This is a genomic window from Prevotella sp. khp7, from assembly GCF_900109055.1.
GTDB lineage: Bacteria > Bacteroidota > Bacteroidia > Bacteroidales > Bacteroidaceae > Prevotella.
In genome coordinates this window covers 70,121-92,613 of sequence record NZ_FOIV01000003.1, presented here as the reverse complement: position 1 = coordinate 92,613, position 22,493 = coordinate 70,121, and the positions used below count along the sequence as shown (strand labels likewise).

Genomic DNA, 22,493 nt, shown 5'->3' with positions numbered 1-22,493 from the left:
ATTGATATGACAAAGCATTCATTACTCAGGAATACGCTCTGCATGGCAATATGCCTGCTGGCAACATTATCCACATCAGCCAAACACAACCATTTCAAGGTCTCAGTCTACGTACGTGCCAACGAGGTACAGAAAATGAAAGATACCCAGTGGCTCGAAACCTCATGGGCCACCATCTCCAACCAGTTGGATGTAGACAAGATATTCTTGGAGACACATCGCGACCTGTTGCTTGTCGACGATGCGACCATAGAGAAAGCCAAGCAGTTCTTCCTGAAACAGGGAATAGAGGTGGCTGGTGGCATCACTTATACCATTAACGAGAGTAATGACTTCGAGACTTTCTGCTACTCGGATCCTGAGCATCGCAAGATGGTGCAGAAGATAGCAGAGACAACAGCCCGCCATTTCGATGAGTTTCTGCTCGACGACTTCTTCTTCACCAGTTGCAAGAGTCCTGTTGAAGTGGCTGCGAAAGGTAAGAAGACCTGGACGGAGTATCGTCTGCAGCTAATGAACAATGCAGCCAGAAACCTGGTCCTCGGGCCCGCCAAGGCTGTGAATCCTAAGGTGAAGGTCATCATCAAGTATCCTAACTGGTACGACCATTTTCAAGGACTCGGCTTCAATCTTGAAGACGGACCAAGACTCTTTGACGGCATCTGGACGGGTACTGAGACGCGCGACCCTGCAAGCGCCCAGCACCTTCAGAACTATCTGAGCTACAACATTATACGTTATTTCGAGAACCTACGTCCAGGGTACAACGGAGGAGGATGGGTTGACGCTGGCGGCATTCAGATGAGCATGGACCGTTATGCAGAGCAACTCCATCTTACGGCTATTGCTAAGGCGCGCGACGTGATGCTCTTTGCCTACAATCAGTTGCTCGACGTCCCCCTGAACGACAGTTTCCGTGCCTCATGGCAGGGTACAGACACCAGCTGGGACTACGACGAGATGAGAGCCCCCTTCAAGAAAGGCAACAAAACGATAACTCCCACCACGATGGCCCGTATTGCCGACATCACCCTGCGCAAGGCCGACAATCTGGTGGGAAAACTGGGCAATCCCATAGGCATCAAGTCATATAAGCCCTTCCATGCATTGGGCGAGGACTTCCTGCAGAACTATCTGGGGATGATTGGTCTGCCTATGGACATGTATCCGGCTTTTGCCAACGATCAGAAGATCATTCTGCTGACAGAGCAGGCTGCGGGCGACCCAGACATCATGGAAAAGATAAAAGGGCAGCTGACAAGCGGCAGAGACGTCATTATCACCAGCGGGCTGTTGAAGGCTATCCCAGAGAAGATCGCGGAAGTGTGCGAACTGCGCTGTTCTGACCTGAAAGCGCTCGTCAGCGACTTTGGCAGATATGGCAAAAGCTCGCGCGACATTCTGATTCCACAAGTGCGATATCAGACGAATGACAGTTGGGAGGTGGTCAGCGCCGGACGTCCATTGACAGGCGGTGTCTCAGGCTTCCCCATTCTTCACAAAGCCAAATATACCGACGGCTATCTCTACGTGCTCACAATCCCTGACGACATGGGAAACCTCTACGACTACCCAGCTCCAGCGCTGACAGAGATCCGTCGCACAATGAGTCAGGACTTGGATTTCTATCTTGAGGGGCCTGCCAAGGTAAGTCTTTTCCTATACGACAATCACACGTTGATTGTTGAGAACTTCAACGATGACCCCATAGACATCAAGCTGGCGTGCGAACCAGAGCGGTTCAAACGTCTGGCGAATCTCGAAGACGGCACTTCCATCCAAGGCAAACAAGAGGACTACTGGGTGGGCTGGAACAAAAAGAGAGCCACTAAGTTTGCCGTTTCGCTGAAACCTCATTCTTATATGGCGTTCAGCTATGAGTAAGATATAAACTAAAGAATGAAGAAAGTAAAGAATAGCGAACTGCTGCTATCCTATATCCGCGAGGGTCGTACGATGACACAGAGGGAGAAGCTCTGGCTCATCGTCAGCCTGAGTATTCCCTCTATTCTGGCGCAGATTTCTGCGACAGTGATGTTTTTCATCGACGCCTCGATGGTGGGACACCTGGGTGCCAAAGCTTCTGCAGCCATCGGACTAGTGGAATCGACTGGCTGGCTTTTGGGGGGACTAGCCCACGCAGCCTCGTTGGGATTCTCCGTACAAGTAGCCCATTTCATTGGCGCCAACGATTTTGAAGCCGCACGCAAAGTGCTCCGTCAGTCGTTGGTGTGCTGTTTCCTTTGGGCTCTGATTATCTCCACAACCTCTCTTGTCATTGCGCCTTATCTGCCATATTGGCTGGGTGGAACAGAGGAGATAGCCCGTGATGCGTCGCTCTATTTCGCCATCTTCGGTGTCTGTGGCATCTTCTTCCAGATGGAAGGTCTGGCAGGCTCGATGCTGAAATGCTCGGGCAACATGAAAATACCCTCAATGCTGAACATCGGTATGTGTGTGATGGATGTCATCTTCAACTACCTGTTTATTTATGTGCTCAACATGGGAGTTGTAGGTGCTGCGATAGGAACAGGCATGGCAATGTTTGTCACAGCCTGCCTGATGATGTACTTCCTGCTGGTAAAGTCGAAAATGCTCGCATTAGTTGGGCATCCAGGGTCATTTAAGCCCAGAGAAGAGACCATCAAAACGGCCTTTAAGATTGGTGCTCCAATGGGATTACAGCATCTACTAATGGGGTCTGCCCAGATAGTAAGTACCTTAATTGTAGCTCCATTGGGAACGATATCCATTGCGGCCCATTCGCTAGCCATCACAGTAGAGAGCCTCTGCTACATGCCCGGCTACGGTATCGCCGAGGCGGCAACAACCCTTGTAGGACAAGGTATCGGCGCAGGTCAGAGAATTCTCACTCGTTCATTCGCCTATCTGTCCGTAGGACTGGGTATTACGGTGATGACGGTGATGGGTGTCTTGATGTGGATATTCGCTCCAGAACTGATGGGTATCATGTCGCCTGTTGAAGAGGTGATCAGTCTGGGTACAGAGGTATTAAGGATTGAAGCATGGGCAGAACCGATGTTTGCTGCAGCTATCGTAGCTAATGGTGTGTTTATTGGGGCTGGAGACACGATCATCCCAGCTATCATGAGCCTTTCATCCATGTGGGCGGTTCGACTCACACTTGCAGCTACACTTGCCCCGAAGTATGGTCTGAAAGGCGTTTGGACAGCTATGGCCATCGAACTGACTTTCCGTGGTAGTATTTTCCTGGCAAGGCTTTTTAAAGGCGGTTGGGCCGAGAAGTTAAAACTAAAAAAAGAAGAAGAAAGATGAAGAAATTTATCCTATTACTAATCACTATTCAGTGTTCTCTATCTGTTGTAACAGCTCAAACAAAAAATACAGAGGTCCTTTTCGAGACCACCGCTGGTAATATCCGTATCGCGCTCTATGACGAGACTCCTCTAACGCGTGACAACTTCCTGAAAATAACGAAACTGGGAATTTATGACTCCCTACTTTTCCACCGCGTCATCAAGGACTTTATGATTCAGAGTGGCGACACAAACAGTAAACACGCAAAACCCGGTGAGCTACTTGGCACTGGCGATTTTGACTATACCACAGAAGCGGAATTCCGTCTGCCACAGATTTTCCACCGTCGTGGTGTGGTGGCTATGGCCAGAGAAGGCGACAATGTAAATCCAGAACGTCGGAGTTCGGCCTGTCAATTCTATATCGTATGGGGAAAAATCTTTGATGATAAACGGATTGACAAATTACAGGAGAAACTGGACTCAACCACTCAGGGGAAAGTGAAACTCACACCCGAGATGATTGATACTTATAAAACAATAGGCGGCACACCTCATCTTGACGGCCAATATACCGTTTTCGGCGAAGTTATTGAGGGCATGGATGTTGTAGAGAAGATCCAACAAGTTGAGACCGATAAGAATGACCGTCCCATAGAGGATATCCGTATTCTAAAGGGTACAGTTACAAAAGACCTACCCAAATCCAAAATCGAGAAAAAAACTGTGACGAAGAAAGTTGTGGGGAAACCCCTCAGAAAGAAATAGACACAAAAAAAGCCGCTCAAGGGTCATCAACGACTCGAGGGCGGCGCCAACAATCTATGAATAACTAAAAACCTTTTTTCTTGAGAAGAAACGGAGTGTCACCACTGCGTCTGTTATCCTTACTAACAAATCTTTCTAACACCTTAGAAAATACCTATCTCAAATCAAATTTAATAAACCTAAAACCAAAATTCTAACTAACTATTAACTCTAACTAAAACCTAAATCAATCTATATTTACCTTAAACTAATACCTCTGTATTATCATCACTTCTATTGAAGATTGTCAATTGTTTCCTTTTGACGATGCAAAGGTACGACGATTTTTGTAATCCGCAATGGATTATGCCCCACTTTCCTCAAAAAAGTGGCTTTCTTTTGATATAAATCAACCAATTGTGTGCGAACACACCTATTTTGTGTTCGTAAACAGTTCTTTTTCAACCTTGTTTGTCAATTCCACAAACTCAGCAATAGACAACTGTTCGGGTCGGCGCGTCATCATTGAATCCTCTAAGAAGGCTTGAGACGCAGGATGATCACCATTGAAGATTTGACGCAGCGACACGCGCAACATCTTACGGCGCTGGTTAAACACCGTTTTAACAACACGACGGAAGAGCTGTTCATCACAGCCAAGATCGGTCACATCGTTACGCGTCATGCGAATCACCGCACTCTGCACCTTAGGAGGCGGATTGAACACTCCTGGTTCAACAGTAAAGAGATATTCTACATGATACCAAGCCTGAATCAATACAGACAATATACCATACTGCTTATTGCCAGGCTGTGAAGCCATGCGCAGGGCCACCTCGCGTTGTATCATACCCGTGCAACAAGGTATCAGATCCTTATTATCAAGCATCTTAAAAAATATCTGCGAAGAAATGTCATAGGGATAATTACCCGTCAACACAAACTGCTGACCATCGAAGATTTCCTGAAGATCCATACGCAGGAAATCGCCACCTATTATATTATTATGTAGGCGTGGAAAGTGTTCCTGTAAATATGCCACCGACTCACGGTCTATTTCTACGACCTTAAAGGGTCTTGGTTTTTCTACAAGATACTGGGTCATCACTCCCATACCCGGCCCCACCTCCAAAACAGGGATTTCAGGACATGCATCTACCGTATCGGCTATCTGCTTGGCGATATTCAGATCGGTCAGAAAGTGCTGACCGAGATTCTTCTTGGGTCTAACTTGTTTCATGAGTGCAAAGATAGTATTTTTTACGTGAAATGCAAAACAAAAACAGGAAAAAACAGGCAAGATTCACATCCTGCCTGCTTCTTCTATGCTTTCTTCTCTCATTTTTCAGTTTCTACTTCGTTTTCAGATCCATGCCGTTATCAGCTTTCATTGCCTCAGCAGCACATACTGCAACGATAAATGTTATCATAAATAATACTACCATATTCTTATTCTAATCTTTCAATTAGGTTATCCTGTGTTCTTTTTGATGCTGCAAAGGTACTTCTGTTTGCGTACACAGACAAGAAAAAACACATAAAAGGGTAAAAAACAGTCGATTCATTGACCCGTATCAATTTATTTCAGTACCTTGAGCTTCGCTCGAAAGTATATTGCATCTCAGAAATATCCAAATAAAATTTGGTATTTCAATCGATTTGTAGTACCTTTGTCCCCATGGAAATGAAAAATATCATGACCAACGCTGCAAAAATCATCTTTCCTATTCTGTTAGGTGGAGCGATTTTGTATTGGATGTATCGGGGGGAAGACTTCGGACGTATCAGTCATGTACTGACCAATGAGATGAACTGGACATGGATGCTATTGTCATTTCCCTTCGGTATTCTTGCACAGATGTTCCGTGGCTGGCGATGGAAACAGACGCTGGAACCTATAGATGAGCATCCGCGCACATCTACAAGTCTGTATGCCGTCTTTCTGTCTTATGCTGTCAGCCTCATGATTCCCCGCATCGGTGAGTTCACACGTTGTGGCGTTCTAAAACGCTATGATGGCGTATCATTTTCCAAGGCATTAGGCACAGTTGTTACAGAGCGAGCCATCGACGCTCTAGTCGTAGGTGGCATTACGGGCCTCACCCTGTTATTCGAACTGAGCGTCTTCGGTACGTTCTTCGACAAGACCGGCACAAGTCTTGATACCATCTTCAACAAGTTCTCAGCCACAGGTTATCTTGTGACCGCAGTCTGTGTGATTGCCATCCTTATTCTAGTACATGTGCTTTTCCAGAGCCTCAATATATATAGTAAGGTGAAAGCCACTATCGGGAGCATCTGGCAGGGTATCATTTCATTGAAGGGAGTCAAGAACCAGCCCCTCTTCATTTTCTTCACCCTTGGTATCTGGGTAAGCTATTTCCTGCACTACTATCTCACGTTCTTCTGTTTCGACTTTACAGAACATCTTGGACTAGGATGTGCAATGGTGACATTCGTCGTAGGCTCTATCGCAGTTATCGTACCTACGCCTAATGGCGCAGGCCCTTGGCATTTCGCTGTAAAAACGATGCTTATTCTCTATGGCGTGATTGACGAGCATGCCCTCTATTTCGTACTGATTGTACATACTGTTCAGACTCTACTTGTCGTAGCACTTGGCGTATGGGCTTGGGCAGCACTCTCTTTTACAAAGCGTATAAACTCTAAAACGATATAACTATGAGTGAAATTAAAAATCTGAACCCAGCGTGCATCTGGAAAAACTTTTATGCACTGACCCAGGTACCACGCCCTAGTGGACATTTGGAGAAAATACAGCAGTTCCTGCTCGATTTCGGTAAGAAGGCAGGCGTCGAGGTTTTCAAAGATTCTGCCGACAATATTGTGATGCGCAAACCCGCTTCTCCTGGCATGGAAAACAAGAAGGGGGTCATTCTGCAGGCCCATATGGATATGGTACCCCAGAAGACGCCAGAGTCGACCCATAATTTCGAGACCGATCCCATCCAGCCATGGATTGACGGCGAGTGGGTGAAAGCAAAAGGGACCACTCTTGGAGCCGACAATGGCTTGGGTGTTGCAGCTATCATGGCTGTGATGGAAGACAAGACCTTGAAGCACGGCCCCATCGAAGCACTGATTACAGCCGACGAAGAGACGGGGATGTTTGGTGCCAACGCACTGCCAGAAGGCGAACTGAATGGCGATATTCTGATGAATCTCGACTCTGAGACATGGGGTAAGTTCGTCATTGGTTCTGCTGGCGGCATTGACATTACTGCCACACTTGACTATAAAGAAGTAGAGACCGATGCTGACGATGCAGCAGTCAAGGTCACCATTAAAGGACTTCGTGGCGGACACTCCGGACTTGAGATTCACGAGGGACGTGGTAATGCCAACAAGTTGCTCGTTCGGCTGGTTCGTGAAGCCATTGAGGAATGTGAGGCCCGTCTGGCAGGATGGCAGGGCGGCAACATGCGCAACGCTATTCCTTTCAAGGCCGAAGCGGTGCTGACACTTCCTAAAGAAAACGTTACAGCCTTGAAAGAACTGGCAGCCGATTGGCTTGAGGACTTCCAAGACGAGTTTAAGGGCATTGAGAGCGGCATCGAGGTTATATGCGAAGATGTGGAGACTCCAAAAAGAGAGGTCCCCGTAGAGATTCAAGACAATTTGATTGATGCCATCTACGCATGTCACGACGGCGTGGTTCGCATGATACCAAGCTATCCCGACGTAGTAGAGACATCCAGCAACCTGGCTATCATCAATATTGGCGATGGCAAGGCTTCCCTGAAGATTCTGGCCCGTAGTAGCCGTGAGGATATGAAAGACTATATTGTCAAAACCCTCGAGAGTTGCTTCAATATGGCTGGTATGAAAGTTGAGACCGCAGGCAGCTATGGCGGTTGGGATCCAAACCCCGACTCAGAGATTCTGCATCTGCTGCTCAAGGAGTATAAAGACTTATTTGATAAAGATGGTATCATTCAGGTAGACCATGCAGGCCTGGAGTGTTCTATTATTCTTGGCAAGTACCCCCATCTCGATGTGGTAAGCCTTGGACCAACCATGAAGTCGCCTCACACAACAACAGAGCGCGCCCTTATCGAGACAGTGGCTCCATTCTGGCAACTTCTCAAGAAAACCCTTGAAGATATTCCTGAGAAATAAAAAAAACAAAAAATCGCGGATTTGCTTGGCAAGTCCGCGATTTTTAATTATCTTTGCACCCGATAATTAAAATATTAATAAAATTATGGACGATTACCCGGCGGACAATTACAATTCGTAATGGCGGGGGATGGCGAGCAAGGCTGCTAATCCCTTTGCCGCTAAAACCATTTCATAAACGAAAAAAGGATTAGCAAAATGAAGACTTTCTGGAACACCCAAGGCGGACTGACCCAGCTCCCAGAGTGGCAGCCCAATTGCTGGATACAGGTGACATGCCCCACCGAAGAAGACCAGCATGAACTCGAAGAAAAGTTCAACATCCCTGACTATTTCATGTCGGATATCAGCGATACCGACGAGCGTGCCCGTTATGAGTACGACGATGGTTGGATGCTCATTATCTTACGTATTCCTTATGTCAAGGAAATACGCTCAAGAACACCATACACCACAGTGCCTCTCGGTATTATTCATAAGCGCGACGTCACCATCACCGTTTGTTTCTATGAGACCAACATGATGATTGATTTTGTATCGTTCCAGCAGAGACGCAACGTGGGCTTTACCGACCATGTCGACATGATATTCCGCCTGTTCCTCAGCAGTGCCGTTTGGTATCTGAAACGTCTGAAGCAGATATCTATGCTGGTAGACAAGGCCAAGCGTAATCTCGACAAAGAAGTGAATAATGAGAGTCTGATTGGTCTGAGCCGACTGCAAGACTCACTTACATACTTCCAGACTTCTATCCGAGGTAATGAGAACCTTCTGCAGAAACTGAAGTTCAAACTACAGATCGACGAACTTGACGCCGACCTGATTGAAGACGTCAACATTGAGATGACACAGGCTCGCGAGACAACCAGCATCTATTCCAACATCCTTGAGTCGACAATGGACACCTATCAGAGTATCATCAACAATAATATGAACACAGTGATGCGTACGCTCACCTCTGTTACAATTCTAATGATGATTCCGACACTCGTCACCTCGATGTTTGGTATGAATCTTGTCAACGGCATGGAGGCCAAACCATGGGGATTTATTTTTGCCATCGTTGTTTCTGTCGCTATCTCAGGAATAGCATGGTGGGTTTTCCGTCATAAACGATTGGTATAAAAAGTAAAAAGGTAAAAGGGTAAAAAGGTAAAACAGCAGCGAAATATGTTAAATAATTTAAATTGGAGCCGCTTTACCTTCTTACTTTTTTACTTTTTTAATTATTTTATGTAATTTTGACCCCAAATGCAGTGGTGCAATGCACCATACTATTCTCAAATCATAAACTAAAATAGTTAAATGATGGACTCTCAAGACAACATCCTCGAGCAGGAGGTAAAACAAGAAGTTATCCAGGAAGCTGAAGCTCCTGAAGTCACAAATGAAGCTGAAGCACAGCCCCGCAAGGTCTATGAGACCAAAGCTGAGGTTCTGCGCCGTGTGCAGGATATTGCCCATGGCGAGGAAACCCCTCAGAAGGAGGAAGTGGAAAACCTGAAGACTGCGTTCTATAAACTCCATGTTGCAGAGCGCGAAGCTCAGCTGAAGGCTTACCTTGATGCAGGCGGAGACCCTGAGAAGTATCAGATCACCCCCGACGAGGAAGAAGAGAAATTCAAGGCGGAGATGGGTATCATCAAGGAGCGCCGTGCCAAACTCTTCAAAGAGCAGGAGGCAGAAAAACAAGAAAACCTCACCAAAAAGCTCGACATCATTGAGAAGATTAAGGCAATGGTCACCACCCCTGAGGATGCGAACAAGAACTACCAGGAGTTTAAGGCTCTGCAACAGCAATGGCGCGAGATTAAAAACGTACCAGCAGAGAAGGCCAATGAATTGTGGCGCAACTACCAACTCTATGTTGAGCAGTTCTACGATATGCTCCGTCTGAATAGCGAAGCTCGTGAGTATGACTTCAAGAAGAACAAGGAACAGAAGGAGCGTCTTTGCGAAGCTGCTGAGAATCTCGCTAACGAAGAGGACATCATCAGTGCTTTCCATCAGCTCCAGAAGCTCCATCAGGAATATCGCGAGATCGGTCCTGTTGCCAAGGAACTCCGTGAAGAGATATGGAATCGCTTCAAGGCCGCGTCAACAGTCATTAACAAGCGCCATCAACAGCACTTCGAGGGTATTCGTGCCAAGGAAGAAGACAATCTGGCACGTAAGACTGTGCTCTGCGAGAAGGTTGAGGCCATTGCAGCTGAAGAGAATAAGGGAAGCGGTGACTGGGAGAAGCATACCAAACAGATTATCGATATCCAGACAGAATGGAAAACCATCGGTTTTGCCCCTCAGAAGATGAACGTGAAGATTTTCGAGCGTTTCCGTGCAGCCTGTGACGACTTCTTTGGGCGCAAGGCAGAATATTTCAAAGGACTCAAAGACACCTTTAAAGAGAACGCCGACAAGAAGCGTGCCCTTATTGAGAAAGCGAAGGCTCTTCAGGATTCAACAGATTGGAAATCCACAGGCGACAAGATGATTGCCTTACAAAAGGAATGGAAGACCATCGGCATGGTACCTAAGAAGCTGGGTGACCAACTATGGGAAGAGTTCCTGGGAGCATGCAACAAATTCTTTGAAGCCCGTAATGCCGCAGGTGCCGGACAGCGCAGTGAGGAGCATGCAAACCTGGACAAGAAACGTGATGTCATCGAGAAACTCAAGGCAGTGGCAGAAGAGGCCGGTGAGAATGTTCAGGACAAGGTTCAGCAACTCGTTGAGGAATACAATGCCATCGGTCATGTACCTTTCAAAGAGAAGGATAAGATCTATGAAGAGTATCACGCCGTGCTTGATAAACTTTATAAGGACTTGAACATCAGTGTGGCCAAGCGCCGTCTGAACAACTTCAAGCAAAGCCTTAAACAGGTAGCAGAACGCGGAGAGAATGCACTTGACAATGAGCGTGCCCGCCTGTTCCGCCAATACGAGGCAATCAAGCAGGAGGTTCAGACCTACGAGAATAATCTTGGTTTCCTGAATGCCAGTTCAAAGAAGGGCAACAGTCTTATCGACGAAATGAATCGTAAGGTTCAGAAACTAAAAGACGACATGAACCTGGTTCGTGAGAAAATCAAGGCTATCGACGCCGAAAACAAGGAATAACAGATAAGGAAATCCCGCCAATTGGCGGGATTTTTATCTTTTTTATAAATTTTCCTCCAAAAAGTTTTGGTAATTCAAGAAAAAGCAGTACCTTTGCACCCGCAATTCAAAATTGCAACCTTCCATTGGGGTATGGTGTAATGGTAACACTGCAGATTCTGGTCCTGCCTTTCCTGGTTCGAGTCCGGGTACCCCAACAGAGAATAAGAGGTTTCCAAGAAGGAGGCCTCTTTATTTTTTTCCCAAATCAAAATAAACTCTAATTTATTTTGCATTTCACCCGATTTACTGTACCTTTGCACCATTATTCACCTATTTATATATTAATGAAGGAATTAGTACGAACAATTACAGAAGCAATTCAAGAAAAAAAAGGTAGTAACATCGTCATAGCCGACCTGACGAAAATTGAGGGCACTATCTGCCAATATTTCATCATCTGTACAGGCAACTCACCTGCACAGGTTGATGCCATTACCGAGTCTGTCAGCGACATGGCTCGTGAGCGTCTGCATGAGAAGCCCGTCCATGTCGTTGGTCAGGAGAATGCCCAGTGGGTGGCTATGGACTATAGCGACGTGCTGGTACATATTTTCCTGCCTGATGTTCGTGAGTATTACGACCTCGAGCATCTTTGGGAGGATGCCCCTTTAACACAAATACCCGATTTGGATTAAACATTAATAACTTATGGATAATAAGAAACTGAATAATAGTGGCAATGGGCCGAAGATGAATATGCCCCGGTTCAACATGAGTTGGATCTACCTCATCGCCATCCTTGCCCTCGGACTGCTCTACTTCTCAAGTGGGGGGGCCACCAACAGCAGTGTAAGCAAGACAGCCACATATAGTGAATTTAAGTCAATGGTCTCTCGGGGGTATGCTTCGAAGATTATTGTCAACAAGTCGCAGAGCATCCTCAAGATGTACGTCAAACCAGAACACATCCGTGACGTTTTCCATCAGGGCAGTCAGCAGACTGGTACCGACCCCTATGTAGAGGTAGAATTCGGTTCTATTGACCAGGTTGAGGGCTTTATCGAGAAATCAAAGGAAGATAAGACCTTTACTGGAAGCTACTCGTTTGAGAATAAACGGGAGAACGAGTTCTTTACCACTATTTTCTATAATCTGTTACCCTTTCTGGTACTTATTGGCCTGTGGATGTTCTTCTTCCGCCGCATGGGCGGCGGCGGTATCGGCGGTGGAGGCGGTGTCTTCAGCGTCGGCAAGTCAAAAGCCAAGATGTATGAGAAGGGAGGCGACCTGGGTATCACATTTAAGGACGTTGCGGGTCAGGCCGGTGCTAAGCAGGAGATTCAGGAGATTGTAGACTTCCTGAAGAACCCACAGAAATATACAGATCTGGGAGGTAAGATACCCAAGGGAGCTCTGTTGGTAGGTCCTCCAGGAACAGGTAAAACACTGCTTGCAAAGGCAGTAGCTGGTGAGGCTGGAGTACCATTCTTCTCGATGAGTGGTTCCGACTTCGTTGAGATGTTTGTGGGTGTTGGTGCCAGCCGTGTGCGCGACCTGTTCCAGCAGGCCAAGCAGAAAAGTCCATGTATCATCTTCATCGATGAGATTGATGCCGTGGGGCGTGCCCGTTCAAAGAACCCTGCTATGGGTGGTAATGATGAGCGCGAGAACACGCTGAACGCCCTGCTCACCGAGATGGATGGCTTTGGAACTAACAGCGGTATCATTATCCTTGCAGCCACCAACCGTGCCGACATGCTTGACTCCGCCCTGTTGCGTGCAGGACGTTTCGACCGTCAGATACACGTCGACCTGCCCGACTTGAATGAACGTAAAGAGGTCTTTCAGGTTCATCTCAAGCCCGTTAAGACCGACGACAGCGTCGATATCGACTTCCTGGCTCGCCAGACACCTGGTTTCTCTGGTGCCGATATTGCCAACGTATGTAATGAGGCTGCCTTGATTGCCGCCCGACACAATAGTCCGACAGTAAGCAAACAGGACTTCCTCGATGCCGTAGACCGTATCATCGGTGGATTGGAAAAGAAGACCAAGGTGATGACACAGTCCGAAAAGCGTTCTATCGCCATCCATGAGGCAGGCCATGCCACGATCTCTTGGTTCACCGAGTTTGCCAATCCATTGGTCAAAGTGTCTATCGTGCCACGTGGCCAGGCCCTTGGTGCTGCCTGGTATCTGCCCGAAGAGCGTGTGCTCCAGACGAAGGAGGCCATGCTCGACGAGATGTGTTCTCTCTTGGGAGGTCGTGCTGCCGAGGAGTTGTTCGTAGGTCATATCTCTACAGGCGCCATGAACGACTTAGAGCGCACCACCAAGCAGGCTTATGGCATGGTTGCCTATGCAGGTATGAGCGACAAGCTGCCCAATGTATGTTATTATAACAACGCAGAATATCAGTTCCAGAAGCCATATTCAGAGACCACCGCGAAAGTGATGGACGACGAGGTGCTGAAAATGATCAACGAGCAGTATGAACGCGCTAAGAAGATACTGACAGATCACAAAGAGGGCCACGCCCAGCTGGCTCAGTTACTGATTGACCGTGAGGTGATCTTTGCCGAGGATGTAGAAAAGATATTCGGCAAGCGCCCCTGGGTCAGTCGTGCCGACGAGCTTCTTGAGGCTCAGATGAAAGCTGACGCAGAGCGCATGGCCGAAGAGCGTGCCAAGGAACTCGAGGCAGAAGCCAAAGAACTTGAGAACAAAGAAGAAACAAATAAAGTAGAGGAGTGACAATGAACAACTTTTTTGTAAGAGCCTTGACAGGTATTCTGTTTGTGGCTGTCATCGTGGCCAGCTTCCTTCACCCCGAGGCGATGGTGTTGCTGTTTGCCTTGATTACAGGTCTCACCATCTGGGAGTTCACCGGCTTGGTGAACCAGCGCGAGGCCATTACCACCAACCGCATGATCTCTACCGTGGCAGGTGTATACTTCTTCCTCGCCGTAGCAGGCTACAGCAGCGACCTGACCCCCTCAGCCGTGTTCATCCCCTATCTGGTTACGCTCATCTATCTGCTGGTGGCCGAGCTCTACCTGAAGCACGAGGACCCCATCCACGACTGGGCCTACACGATGATGAGCCAGCTCTACATCGCCCTGCCCTTCTCGTTGCTCAACGTCCTCGCTTTCCACTTAACGCCACAGGGCTACGTAACCTACGACCCCATTCTACCCCTATCGGTGTTCGTGTTCCTTTGGCTCAACGACACGGGAGCCTACCTCTGCGGTTCGCTCCTTGGGCGTCATAAGCTCTTCCCCCGTGTCTCCCCAGGCAAGTCATGGGAAGGCAGCATTGGCGGAGGCATCATCGTGATGGCTATTGCCCTGCTTGTAGGCCATCTCACGGAACAGTACGGCGTCAATCAGTTCCAGCTCTCAGCCTTCCAATGGGCGGGACTCGGTCTCACGGTTGTCGTCTTCGGCACATGGGGCGACCTGATAGAGAGCCTTTTCAAGCGCACTCTCGGCATCAAGGACAGCGGCAACATCCTTCCAGGCCATGGCGGTATGCTCGACCGTTTCGACTCCTCGCTTCTAGCCATCCCCGCCGCCACCGTCTATCTCTACACGCTGATTGTATTCTAGGCGGCAACAGACCCTGACCGAATTGTAAAGAAAACATGCATAAAAAAGCGCCTGCAGGTTTGCTCAATCTAGAGCAGCGGTAGGCGCTTTTTAGGTTCATACCGACCGAAAACGGGTTTGTCGTAAGGAAACTACGGGTTATATTACGACAAACTTAGGGTTTCCTTACGGCAAACCCAAGGTTTTTTCAGGTAAAACAAGTTGTTTTTCCTTTGTGGAGATAGCTTCCAAAGATGGAAAAGATAGACTCTTCGAGTACAAAACAAGTTGTTTTGTTCCGATAGATGACGTCTTTACGAGGGCGAAAGACTATCCGTTTTCGTAACAGTCACGTTCTCAATAGCTTACAAAAACGCCTCAAAACTCGCGTATTTGCAGTCAACAGACCGGCTGCTGACTAATTCGCGAGTTTTGAGAGGCTGTTTGTCAAGAAATATTAGATATTATTTCCTGTCGTAGCGAACGGCGAGGGTGGGTCTGTAGGTATTCTCGAGGGTAAGTGTGATGAATCCGCCTTCGCCTTCAAACTTAGCCACCTTATGGTCGTCGCCATGCTTCGGCATGTTAGGCCATGCGCCAAGCTCCTTTTCAAACTCGTCGCGCATCTGCTGCCACAACTTGCGCGTGCTGTCGTTGGAGTGGAGATTCCAGTTCTCCTGCAGAGCAGCCACCTGTCCGTCCTTCTGGGCAATCACCAGGCGATAGCGCACAGCATCGCTTCCCATCACCACCATCTGGAAGGCAGAATCGGTCTTGGCAGAGTCGATGGCAAAGCCACGAGCCGCGAGTGAGTCGATAAATGTCTGAAAAGGCAGTCCCATCGACAGGCCGCGATAAGACAGGTCTTTCTTCTCTCCACTGTTACAAGCGCAAAGCGCCACTAACGCCATGACGGCTACAAGAATCTTCTTCATACGTTATTGTTTTATAGATGATGTTGGGTGCAAAGATAAGTAAAATATGAAACACTAAGACACAGAGATACAGAGTTTTTTGTTTTTTTATCAAAAATCTCAACGACACAGCATCCTTGTATTGGAAAAATATCGTACCTTTGCAACCATGTTTGCACTTAACACCCTGCTTGCGACCCTGTTGGCCATACCTGTGGCAGAGAGCGACACCATCCGAACGGAGCGTCTGGATGAGGTGGTGGTAACCTCTAACTCTGCCAGTCTGCGTATCGGACAGGTACAGACAGGAGCCGAACAGCTAAAGCTGAAGGAGCTCACTGCCTCGCCTCAGCTTTTTGGCAATCGCGACATTATGCGCAGCATCCAGCTGCTGCCTGGTGTAAAGGCAGAGAGCGACGCCTCCAGCGGATTCCAGGTGAGAGGCGGAACGGCCGCTCAGAATCTGATACTCCTGGACTTGGCGCCTGTATACAACGTGGGCCATTTGGGCGGACTCTTCTCTGCCTTCAACGACGATGCCTTGGCTGCCGCCACCTTATATAAAGGCATGCTGCCCGCTCAGTATGGCGATGCCTCGTCGGCTGTGCTCGACGTAACGAGCCGCACAGGCCATAAGCAAGAGTACCATGGAGGATTGAGCATCGGGCTGTTGGCAGCTAAAGCCACCATCGAGGGCCCCATCGTAAAAGACAAGGCCTCGTTGCTCGTCACAGCCCGAAGGTCGTATATGGACATGTTTCTGAAGTTGACGGACAACTTCCGTAACAACACGCTCTACTTCTACGACGTGAATGCCAAGGCCGACTGGACCATCAACCGCCGCAACCAGCTCTTCCTGAATTTCTTCACAGGCCGCGACCGCACAGCTATCAACGATATGGCCGACATCCGATGGAGCAACCTGTCGGCCAGTCTGAAGTGGCTGCACCACTTCACTGACGACTCACACGCTCAATCCACCTTATATTATAGCGGCTATGGTACTGACAACGGTATAGACATCCTCGACATGAATATCTGGTTCTCAGGGCATATCCGTCAGACGGGCTTCCGTCAGGACTTCCATCTGGCTCTGGGTAAGAACGTGATAGACGCCGGACTGCAGTCAGTATTGATGAACGTGAAGTCGGCAGAGTGGCAGCAAGTGACACTCCACGAGAAGGAGCAGCGCAGAGCCTGGGAGAATGCCGCCTGGGTGAACATGACCTTCCCCATAGGCTCCAAGGTAAACATATCAGCAGGCTTACGCCTCAACGCTTTCTCTCCACTGGGCGGCTCACTCTACTATGACATCGCTCCCGATGGCACCATCGACTGGTATTACAACTATGATAAGAACGAAATCGTGAAGACCCACCTCACGCTGGAGCCTCGCCTGAGCATGAACCTGAAGACGTCGGAGCTGACAAGCGTAAAACTGGGCTACGCACGCACATCGCAGAACCTGCACGCCATCAGGAACCAGAGCACCTCTACCCCCTTCGACCGCTACACCATGAGCAGTAACATCGTGAAGCCCGAGGTGGCCGACCAGGTGAGCGCGGGTTTCTATATGATGACGCCCTCGCAGATGTACGACTTCTCTTTAGAGACTTACTACCGCCACATCGACAACGTGCTCGACTATCGTGACGGCAAGTCGTTTGGCAGTGAGATAGAGATTGAACGCCTGGTGCTGCCTGGCCAGGGCAAGAGCTACGGCTTCGAGCTGAGTGCCCGCAAGAACAGTGGTCGGCTGACGGGCTGGGCCAGCTACACCCTCGCATGGTCGAAGACGCAGATTGACGGAGTGAACAACGGGAAATGGTATGACGCCAGCAACGACCGCCGTCACGACATAAACATCGTGGCCTTGTATCGACTTAACAAACGATGGTCGATGAGCGCCTCATGGGTATTCAACAGCGGACAGGCATTCACGGCGCCCAGCGGAAAATACCAGATAGAGGACAACTGGATTTACTACTACACCGAGCGTAACGGCTATCGCGCCCCCGACTATCACCACCTCGACGTGAGTGCCGTGTGGAGCAAGCACTACAGACGTCACACAAAAGAGTGGGCTTTCAGCATCTACAATCTCTATAACCACTACAATCCGTATCTCATCAACTTCGAGGACAGCGAGAACGGGGCCCGTACAAGAGCTGTGCAATATTCGCTCTTCGGCATTGTACCAAGTGTATCATTTAACATCAAATTCTGAAAATATGAAGTGGCTGAAATATGTTCTTATGCTCCTATGTCTGACCTCCTGCGAAAAGGACATTGACATTGACTATCACAAGGCAGAGAAGCGCTATGTGGTTGAGGCATCGGTCACCAATACAGGTACCACGGTACGCATCAGCCAAACCAATGCCATGGATGACAACTCTACCGTGAGCAACATCAACGACGCCACAGTAGTCATTACAGGCGACGACGGGACCAACGAGAGCATACCCTTTAGCAAAAACGGTTACTACACCTCAGCGCTCACGGGCAAACCTGGCATCACTTATCATATAGATGTACGTGTAGGCGGCGAGCACTTCACCTCCTCATCAACCATGCAACGACTGCCAGTGATGAACAGCTTCCGTATTGTCAGAAAGAAGATCCTTTCAGAGAACTACATCCTCGGCGACATCCGCCTACAAGATATTCCCAACGAGGCCAACTGGTATTTCGTACACATCTACCGTAATAAGACAGGTTATCGCTGGTCGGTTTTGAAAGATGACACCAATCCCAACAAGGAACTGCAACAGTTGTTCGGTTTATTCCAAGAAGGCAGCAATGACGAGGACGTGCTCCACGAGGGAGAGGTCCTGCACATCGTGGTACGTGCCATCGACCAACGGGCATACGACTATCTATACTCCATGGAGCAGATGGACGAGACGGGCACTAACCCTATTAACAATTTTGCAGGGGGATGCTTAGGCTATTTCTCAGCCCATAGCGAGTTTTCCTTCGAAAGAGTTTATCACAAAGACGAGGTGGAAGATGAGGAATAACCTTTGCGAATGACAAAGGTCACCGTCACGTGATACTCCCCATTCTCATAGCGTAACCATATAGTATCATCCGTAAACGTGACGACTTGGGCCAGGACTTTCTGTTCTGTCCCGTTCTCATCGAGATATTCCAGTTTCAGATTGTTATTGTCGCACTGATAAGTACCTTCATAAACAAGATGGCCAAACTGGTTCCACGAAGAGAACGTCCCCTTCCGCATCATACCATTATAGGAACCATCAGCACGAAACATAAACTTGTCATAGGCAAGGTTTTCCGGTTCCAGGTCTGTGTTTCCTTCGATGACCACATCGCCTTCACCCCAGCCCCTTTGCCAAGTACCAACAATGAAATCGCCCAAACGACGACCATCATCATCACCTGTGCCGCAGCCAAGAAGAAAAAACAAGGTAGCCAAACAGGCTACCTTGTTTATAAGTTGTTTACTTAACATTACCTACTTTTACAAGATATTCAGCAATCTGTACGGCATTCAGGGCTGCACCCTTACGAATCTGGTCGCCAGAGAGCCAGAAGGTAAGTCCGTTTTCATCACTGATATCCTTACGAATACGACCTACATATACATCATCCTTGCCAGCAGTCTCGAGCGGCATGGGATATGTCAACGTCGTAGGATCATCCTTCAGAGTACAACCAGGCGCAGCGGCAATTGCTTTCTGAGCCTCCTCGACGCTGATGGGCTTCTCGGTCTCAATCCATACACTCTCAGAATGTGAGCGCAGTGACGACACACGCACACACATAGCCGAGCACTTGGCATCGGTATGCATGATTTTACGAGTCTCGTTGTACATCTTCATTTCCTCCTTCGTATAGCCATTGGGCTGGAACACGTCAATCTGAGGAATAACGTTATAGGCCAACTGATGGGCAAACTTCTTGACGGTCTTCACCTCGCCCTCTTCAACCATCTCCTTATACTGCTGCTGCAACTCAGCCATGGCTGCCGCACCAGCACCCGAAGCACTCTGATAAGAAGCAACATGGATGCGCTTGATATGAGAGATCTTTTCCAGCGGCTGGAGAACTACAACCATCATGATTGTGGTACAGTTAGGATTGGCAATGATGCCACGGGGGCGATTCAGTGCATCCTCAGCATTGCACTCAGGCACTACCAAGGGAACATCATCCTCCATACGGAATGCACTTGAGTTGTCAATCATCACAGCACCATACTTGGTGATGGTCTCTGCAAACTCCTTCGACGTACCAGCACCAGCACTGGTAAAGGCGATATCAACATCCTTGAAGTCATCGTTATGCTGAAGTAACTTCACCTCAATCTCCTTACCCTTGAAGGTGTATTTCTTACCTGCGCTACGCTCAGAGCCAAACAACACCAGTTCATCCATCGGAAAATTACGCTCAGCGAGAATGCGAAGGAACTCTTGTCCTACCGCACCGCTTGCACCAACAATTGCTACTTTCATCTTGCCTTATTCTTTTAATGATTTACATTTTGGCTGCAAAATTACAAAAAATCCATGTAATCCATGTCATTCTGGCAAAAAAATTCGTACCTTTGCACACAGAATGACAATATTAACTGCATATCTGCCAATAACCGACCCCACATTAATCTTCTTTGTGGTGTTGCTGATTATCCTCTTTGCGCCTATCGTGATGAGTAAGTTGCGCATTCCCCACATCATCGGTATGGTGCTGGCAGGTGTGGTTATCGGGCAATATGGCTTCAACATTCTGGAGCGCGACAACTCTTTTGAACTCTTCGGCCGTGTAGGTCTGTATTATATCATGTTCCTGGCTGGACTGGAGATGGATATGGAAGGTGTGAAGAAACACTCCCGCAGGTTTTTCTTCTTTGGACTACTGACATGTCTCATACCCCTGATTCTCACCTACATCATGGCCATCACCATGCTGGGATACTCTAGTACTGCCTCTTTCCTGTTGGGATGTATCATGGCTTCAAACACTCTGATAGCCTACCCCATCATCGGACGCTATGGCCTGCAACGCCACTCTAGCGTAGCCCTCAGCGTAGGGTCGTCCATGATCTCGCTGTTCATGGCTTTGGTGATGCTGGCCGCTCTCTCTGGCTCGTTCAGTCGCGACAGCGGCATCATGTTCTGGATGCTCTTTGTGCTCAAGTTCGCGGCTTTCTGTGTAGGTAGTATCATTCTCATCCCAAAGGTCACACGTTATTTCCTTCGCCGATATAGTGATGCGGTGATGCAGTACATCTTTGTAATGGCCATCATGTTCCTCAGTGCCGCTCTGACCTCGCTCATCGGTCTCGAAGGCATCTTCGGAGCATTCTTCTCCGGTTTGATACTCAACAGATATATTCCCCATGTATCCCCTTTGATGAACCGCATCGAATTTATCGGTAACGCCATCTTCATTCCCTATTTTCTGATCGGTGTAGGCATGCTTATCAATGTGCGCACGCTCTTTACGGGCATCGACGTGCTGTGGGTAGTATTTCTGATTGTATTCTTCGGTACATTCGGTAAGGCTGTGGCTGCCTACATCTCAAGCCTCATCTTCCGTCTGACAAAAGCCGATGGGAACATGATGTTCGGCCTCACTTCTGCTCATGCAGCAGGCGCTATCGCTATGGTGATGGTTGGCATGCGTCTCGAAGTAGCCCCCGGACAGTATCTTGTCAACAACGATATGCTTAACGGTGTCGTCATCATGATTCTCTGCACATGCATCATCAGTACCATCATGACCGAACATGCATCCAAGCAGATTATCATTCAGGAGAAGAGTCATTTACAGGCCGAGATGCCAAAAGATGACGATGAGAAGATACTGCTCTGTGTAAAATATCCGGAGATAGCCCCGCATCTGCTCTATTTGTCGATGTTTATGCGAAATCAGCGATTGAACCGTGAACTAGTGGCTCTCAACGTAGTTTACGACGACCAGAATAGCAACAAGGCACGTGAACAGGGTTTGCGACTGCTCGAGAAGTTACAACAGACGGCCAGTGCTTCTGAGGTAAAAGTTCAGACACAGGTGCGATTGGCCACCAACATCGCCAACGGCATTAAGCATGCTTTCCGTGAGTTTGCCTGCTCCGAAATTATCATGGGTATGCATGTGCATACTGATATCAGCCCCCGCTTCTGGGGTGATTTCATACAGAGTCTTTATAATGGTCTGAACCGTCAGATTATCCTCACGCGTTTCGTTCAACCGATGTCCACTCTGCGTCGCATTCAGGTTGCCGTACCATCTAGAGCAGAGTTTGAACCAGGATTCCACCGATGGTTGGAGCGTCTGAGCCGACTGGCTGGACAACTCGACTGCCGCATCCAGTTCCATGGGCGTAATGAATCACTCATACTCATCAAAGAATATATCAACAACCGCCATCCCAATGTCAGGGCAGAGTACACATCCATGGCCCATTGGAATGAGCTTCCCCAATTGGCTTCAGGTATTGCATCCGACCACCTCTTTGTAGTCATCACTGCACGTAAAGGCACCATTTCCTATAAAAATGCGCTCGAACGATTGCCTGATGAACTTCAAAAGCATTTCTCAGGTAAGAACCTGATGATTATTTTCCCCGATCAGTATGGAAATACCAAGGATGAACGAATGAGTTTCACTGAAGCTCAGCACCATGAAGAAAAGAGTATCTATGATGCTATCCTGCGTTGGATTCATTCGCGACGCATTGCAAATAACAAATAAAGAAT

17 protein-coding genes and 1 tRNA gene are annotated in these 22,493 nt (G+C 48.2%); 14 read left to right on the top strand and 4 right to left on the bottom strand.

Going from position 1 to position 22,493, the window contains the following annotated elements; genetic code table 11:
• The first annotated feature begins 6 nt into the window (after positions 1–6).
• From BMX82_RS07295 to BMX82_RS07285, 3 genes are read left to right on the top strand one after another with little or no spacing between them, the layout of a single operon-like run.
• Positions 7–1,884 carry a hypothetical protein gene (locus BMX82_RS07295; RefSeq protein ID WP_177172045.1) on the top strand — a complete coding sequence of 626 codons (1,878 nt, stop codon included), beginning with the start codon at positions 7–9 and terminating at the stop codon, positions 1,882–1,884.
• A gap of 15 nt (positions 1,885–1,899) precedes the next feature.
• On the top strand, positions 1,900–3,297 hold the full coding sequence (locus tag BMX82_RS07290; protein WP_036910199.1) for an MATE family efflux transporter: 1,398 nt from the start codon (positions 1,900–1,902) through the stop codon (positions 3,295–3,297).
• On the top strand, positions 3,294–4,046 hold the full coding sequence (locus BMX82_RS07285) for a peptidylprolyl isomerase (protein WP_091767437.1): 753 nt from the start codon (positions 3,294–3,296) through the stop codon (positions 4,044–4,046). The genes BMX82_RS07290 and BMX82_RS07285 overlap by 4 nt, the downstream gene beginning before the upstream one ends.
• 412 nt (positions 4,047–4,458) lie before the next feature.
• On the opposite strand, the gene rsmA is transcribed toward BMX82_RS07285, so the two are convergent.
• Positions 4,459–5,265 (bottom strand): 16S rRNA (adenine(1518)-N(6)/adenine(1519)-N(6))-dimethyltransferase RsmA, encoded by an 807-nt coding sequence (gene rsmA / locus BMX82_RS07280; RefSeq protein WP_091767433.1) that lies wholly within the window; start codon positions 5,263–5,265, stop codon positions 4,459–4,461.
• 444 nt (positions 5,266–5,709) lie between these two features.
• On the opposite strand from rsmA, the gene BMX82_RS07275 reads away from it, so the two are divergent.
• The 8 genes from BMX82_RS07275 (at position 5,710) to BMX82_RS07240 (ending at position 14,872) form a co-directional block, all read left to right on the top strand.
• On the top strand, positions 5,710–6,705 hold the full coding sequence (locus BMX82_RS07275; RefSeq protein ID WP_410524407.1) for a lysylphosphatidylglycerol synthase transmembrane domain-containing protein: 996 nt from the start codon (positions 5,710–5,712) through the stop codon (positions 6,703–6,705).
• Positions 6,706–6,707: 2 nt separating this feature from the next.
• On the top strand, positions 6,708–8,165 hold the full coding sequence (locus BMX82_RS07270; RefSeq protein ID WP_091767427.1) for an aminoacyl-histidine dipeptidase: 1,458 nt from the start codon (positions 6,708–6,710) through the stop codon (positions 8,163–8,165).
• 198 nt (positions 8,166–8,363) lie between these two features.
• Positions 8,364–9,290 (top strand): magnesium transporter CorA family protein, encoded by a 927-nt coding sequence (locus tag BMX82_RS07265; RefSeq protein ID WP_036910195.1) that lies wholly within the window; start codon positions 8,364–8,366, stop codon positions 9,288–9,290.
• A 183-nt stretch (positions 9,291–9,473) separates the two neighbouring features.
• A complete protein-coding gene (locus tag BMX82_RS07260) occupies positions 9,474–11,282 on the top strand; it encodes a DUF349 domain-containing protein (protein ID WP_036910441.1) in 1,809 nt (602 codons plus the stop codon).
• 126 nt (positions 11,283–11,408) lie between these two features.
• Positions 11,409–11,479: transfer RNA gene (locus BMX82_RS07255), tRNA-Gln, on the top strand.
• 129 nt (positions 11,480–11,608) lie between these two features.
• The gene (rsfS, locus tag BMX82_RS07250; RefSeq protein WP_036910194.1) at positions 11,609–11,959 is read left to right on the top strand and encodes a ribosome silencing factor; all 351 of its coding nucleotides are present in this window, start codon (positions 11,609–11,611) and stop codon (positions 11,957–11,959) included.
• A 13-nt stretch (positions 11,960–11,972) separates the two neighbouring features.
• The gene (gene ftsH / locus BMX82_RS07245) at positions 11,973–14,018 is read left to right on the top strand and encodes an ATP-dependent zinc metalloprotease FtsH (protein WP_091767424.1); all 2,046 of its coding nucleotides are present in this window, start codon (positions 11,973–11,975) and stop codon (positions 14,016–14,018) included.
• A gap of 2 nt (positions 14,019–14,020) precedes the next feature.
• The gene (locus BMX82_RS07240) at positions 14,021–14,872 is read left to right on the top strand and encodes a phosphatidate cytidylyltransferase (protein WP_036910192.1); all 852 of its coding nucleotides are present in this window, start codon (positions 14,021–14,023) and stop codon (positions 14,870–14,872) included.
• A 443-nt stretch (positions 14,873–15,315) separates the two neighbouring features.
• Here the strand turns inward: BMX82_RS07240 and BMX82_RS07235 are convergent, their stop codons facing one another.
• Complete coding sequence (locus BMX82_RS07235; RefSeq protein WP_036910191.1) at positions 15,316–15,786, bottom strand: hypothetical protein; 471 nt, start codon at positions 15,784–15,786, stop codon at positions 15,316–15,318.
• Positions 15,787–15,934: 148 nt separating this feature from the next.
• On the opposite strand from BMX82_RS07235, the gene BMX82_RS07230 reads away from it, so the two are divergent.
• Positions 15,935–17,992, top strand: coding sequence for a TonB-dependent receptor plug domain-containing protein (locus BMX82_RS07230; RefSeq protein WP_091767421.1), 2,058 nt, complete (start codon positions 15,935–15,937; stop codon positions 17,990–17,992).
• Between the two features lie 4 nt (positions 17,993–17,996).
• Positions 17,997–18,788: a DUF4249 domain-containing protein gene (locus BMX82_RS07225; protein WP_036910189.1), complete on the top strand. Its 792-nt coding sequence runs from the start codon at positions 17,997–17,999 to the stop codon at positions 18,786–18,788.
• On the opposite strand, the gene BMX82_RS07220 is transcribed toward BMX82_RS07225, so the two are convergent.
• Together BMX82_RS07220 and BMX82_RS07215 are read right to left on the bottom strand one after the other, a co-directional pair.
• Positions 18,758–19,243, bottom strand: coding sequence for a lipocalin-like domain-containing protein (locus tag BMX82_RS07220; protein WP_036910188.1), 486 nt, complete (start codon positions 19,241–19,243; stop codon positions 18,758–18,760). The genes BMX82_RS07225 and BMX82_RS07220 overlap by 31 nt on opposite strands.
• The gene (locus BMX82_RS07215; RefSeq protein WP_036910187.1) at positions 19,233–20,246 is read right to left on the bottom strand and encodes an aspartate-semialdehyde dehydrogenase; all 1,014 of its coding nucleotides are present in this window, start codon (positions 20,244–20,246) and stop codon (positions 19,233–19,235) included. The genes BMX82_RS07220 and BMX82_RS07215 overlap by 11 nt, the downstream gene beginning before the upstream one ends.
• A 103-nt stretch (positions 20,247–20,349) precedes the next feature.
• Between BMX82_RS07215 and BMX82_RS07210 the strand changes: the two genes are divergently transcribed.
• Positions 20,350–22,488, top strand: a complete 2,139-nt coding sequence (locus BMX82_RS07210; RefSeq protein WP_091767418.1) for a cation:proton antiporter — start codon at positions 20,350–20,352, stop codon at positions 22,486–22,488.
• Positions 22,489–22,493 lie beyond the last annotated feature (5 nt).

Bases quoted from the DNA above. Each gene is read 5' to 3' on its own strand.
- BMX82_RS07295 (WP_177172045.1), top strand. From the start codon at position 7: ATGACAAAGCATTCATTACTCAGGAATACGCTCTGCATGGCAATATGC.
- BMX82_RS07290 (WP_036910199.1), top strand. From the start codon at position 1,900: ATGAAGAAAGTAAAGAATAGCGAACTGCTGCTATCCTATATCCGCGAG.
- BMX82_RS07285 (WP_091767437.1), top strand. From the start codon at position 3,294: ATGAAGAAATTTATCCTATTACTAATCACTATTCAGTGTTCTCTATCT.
- rsmA (WP_091767433.1), bottom strand. From the start codon at position 5,265: ATGAAACAAGTTAGACCCAAGAAGAATCTCGGTCAGCACTTTCTGACC.
- BMX82_RS07275 (WP_410524407.1), top strand. From the start codon at position 5,710: ATGAAAAATATCATGACCAACGCTGCAAAAATCATCTTTCCTATTCTG.
- BMX82_RS07270 (WP_091767427.1), top strand. From the start codon at position 6,708: ATGAGTGAAATTAAAAATCTGAACCCAGCGTGCATCTGGAAAAACTTT.
- BMX82_RS07265 (WP_036910195.1), top strand. From the start codon at position 8,364: ATGAAGACTTTCTGGAACACCCAAGGCGGACTGACCCAGCTCCCAGAG.
- BMX82_RS07260 (WP_036910441.1), top strand. From the start codon at position 9,474: ATGGACTCTCAAGACAACATCCTCGAGCAGGAGGTAAAACAAGAAGTT.
- rsfS (WP_036910194.1), top strand. From the start codon at position 11,609: ATGAAGGAATTAGTACGAACAATTACAGAAGCAATTCAAGAAAAAAAA.
- ftsH (WP_091767424.1), top strand. From the start codon at position 11,973: ATGGATAATAAGAAACTGAATAATAGTGGCAATGGGCCGAAGATGAAT.
- BMX82_RS07240 (WP_036910192.1), top strand. From the start codon at position 14,021: ATGAACAACTTTTTTGTAAGAGCCTTGACAGGTATTCTGTTTGTGGCT.
- BMX82_RS07235 (WP_036910191.1), bottom strand. From the start codon at position 15,786: ATGAAGAAGATTCTTGTAGCCGTCATGGCGTTAGTGGCGCTTTGCGCT.
- BMX82_RS07230 (WP_091767421.1), top strand. From the start codon at position 15,935: ATGTTTGCACTTAACACCCTGCTTGCGACCCTGTTGGCCATACCTGTG.
- BMX82_RS07225 (WP_036910189.1), top strand. From the start codon at position 17,997: ATGAAGTGGCTGAAATATGTTCTTATGCTCCTATGTCTGACCTCCTGC.
- BMX82_RS07220 (WP_036910188.1), bottom strand. From the start codon at position 19,243: ATGTTAAGTAAACAACTTATAAACAAGGTAGCCTGTTTGGCTACCTTG.
- BMX82_RS07215 (WP_036910187.1), bottom strand. From the start codon at position 20,246: ATGAAAGTAGCAATTGTTGGTGCAAGCGGTGCGGTAGGACAAGAGTTC.
- BMX82_RS07210 (WP_091767418.1), top strand. From the start codon at position 20,350: ATGACAATATTAACTGCATATCTGCCAATAACCGACCCCACATTAATC.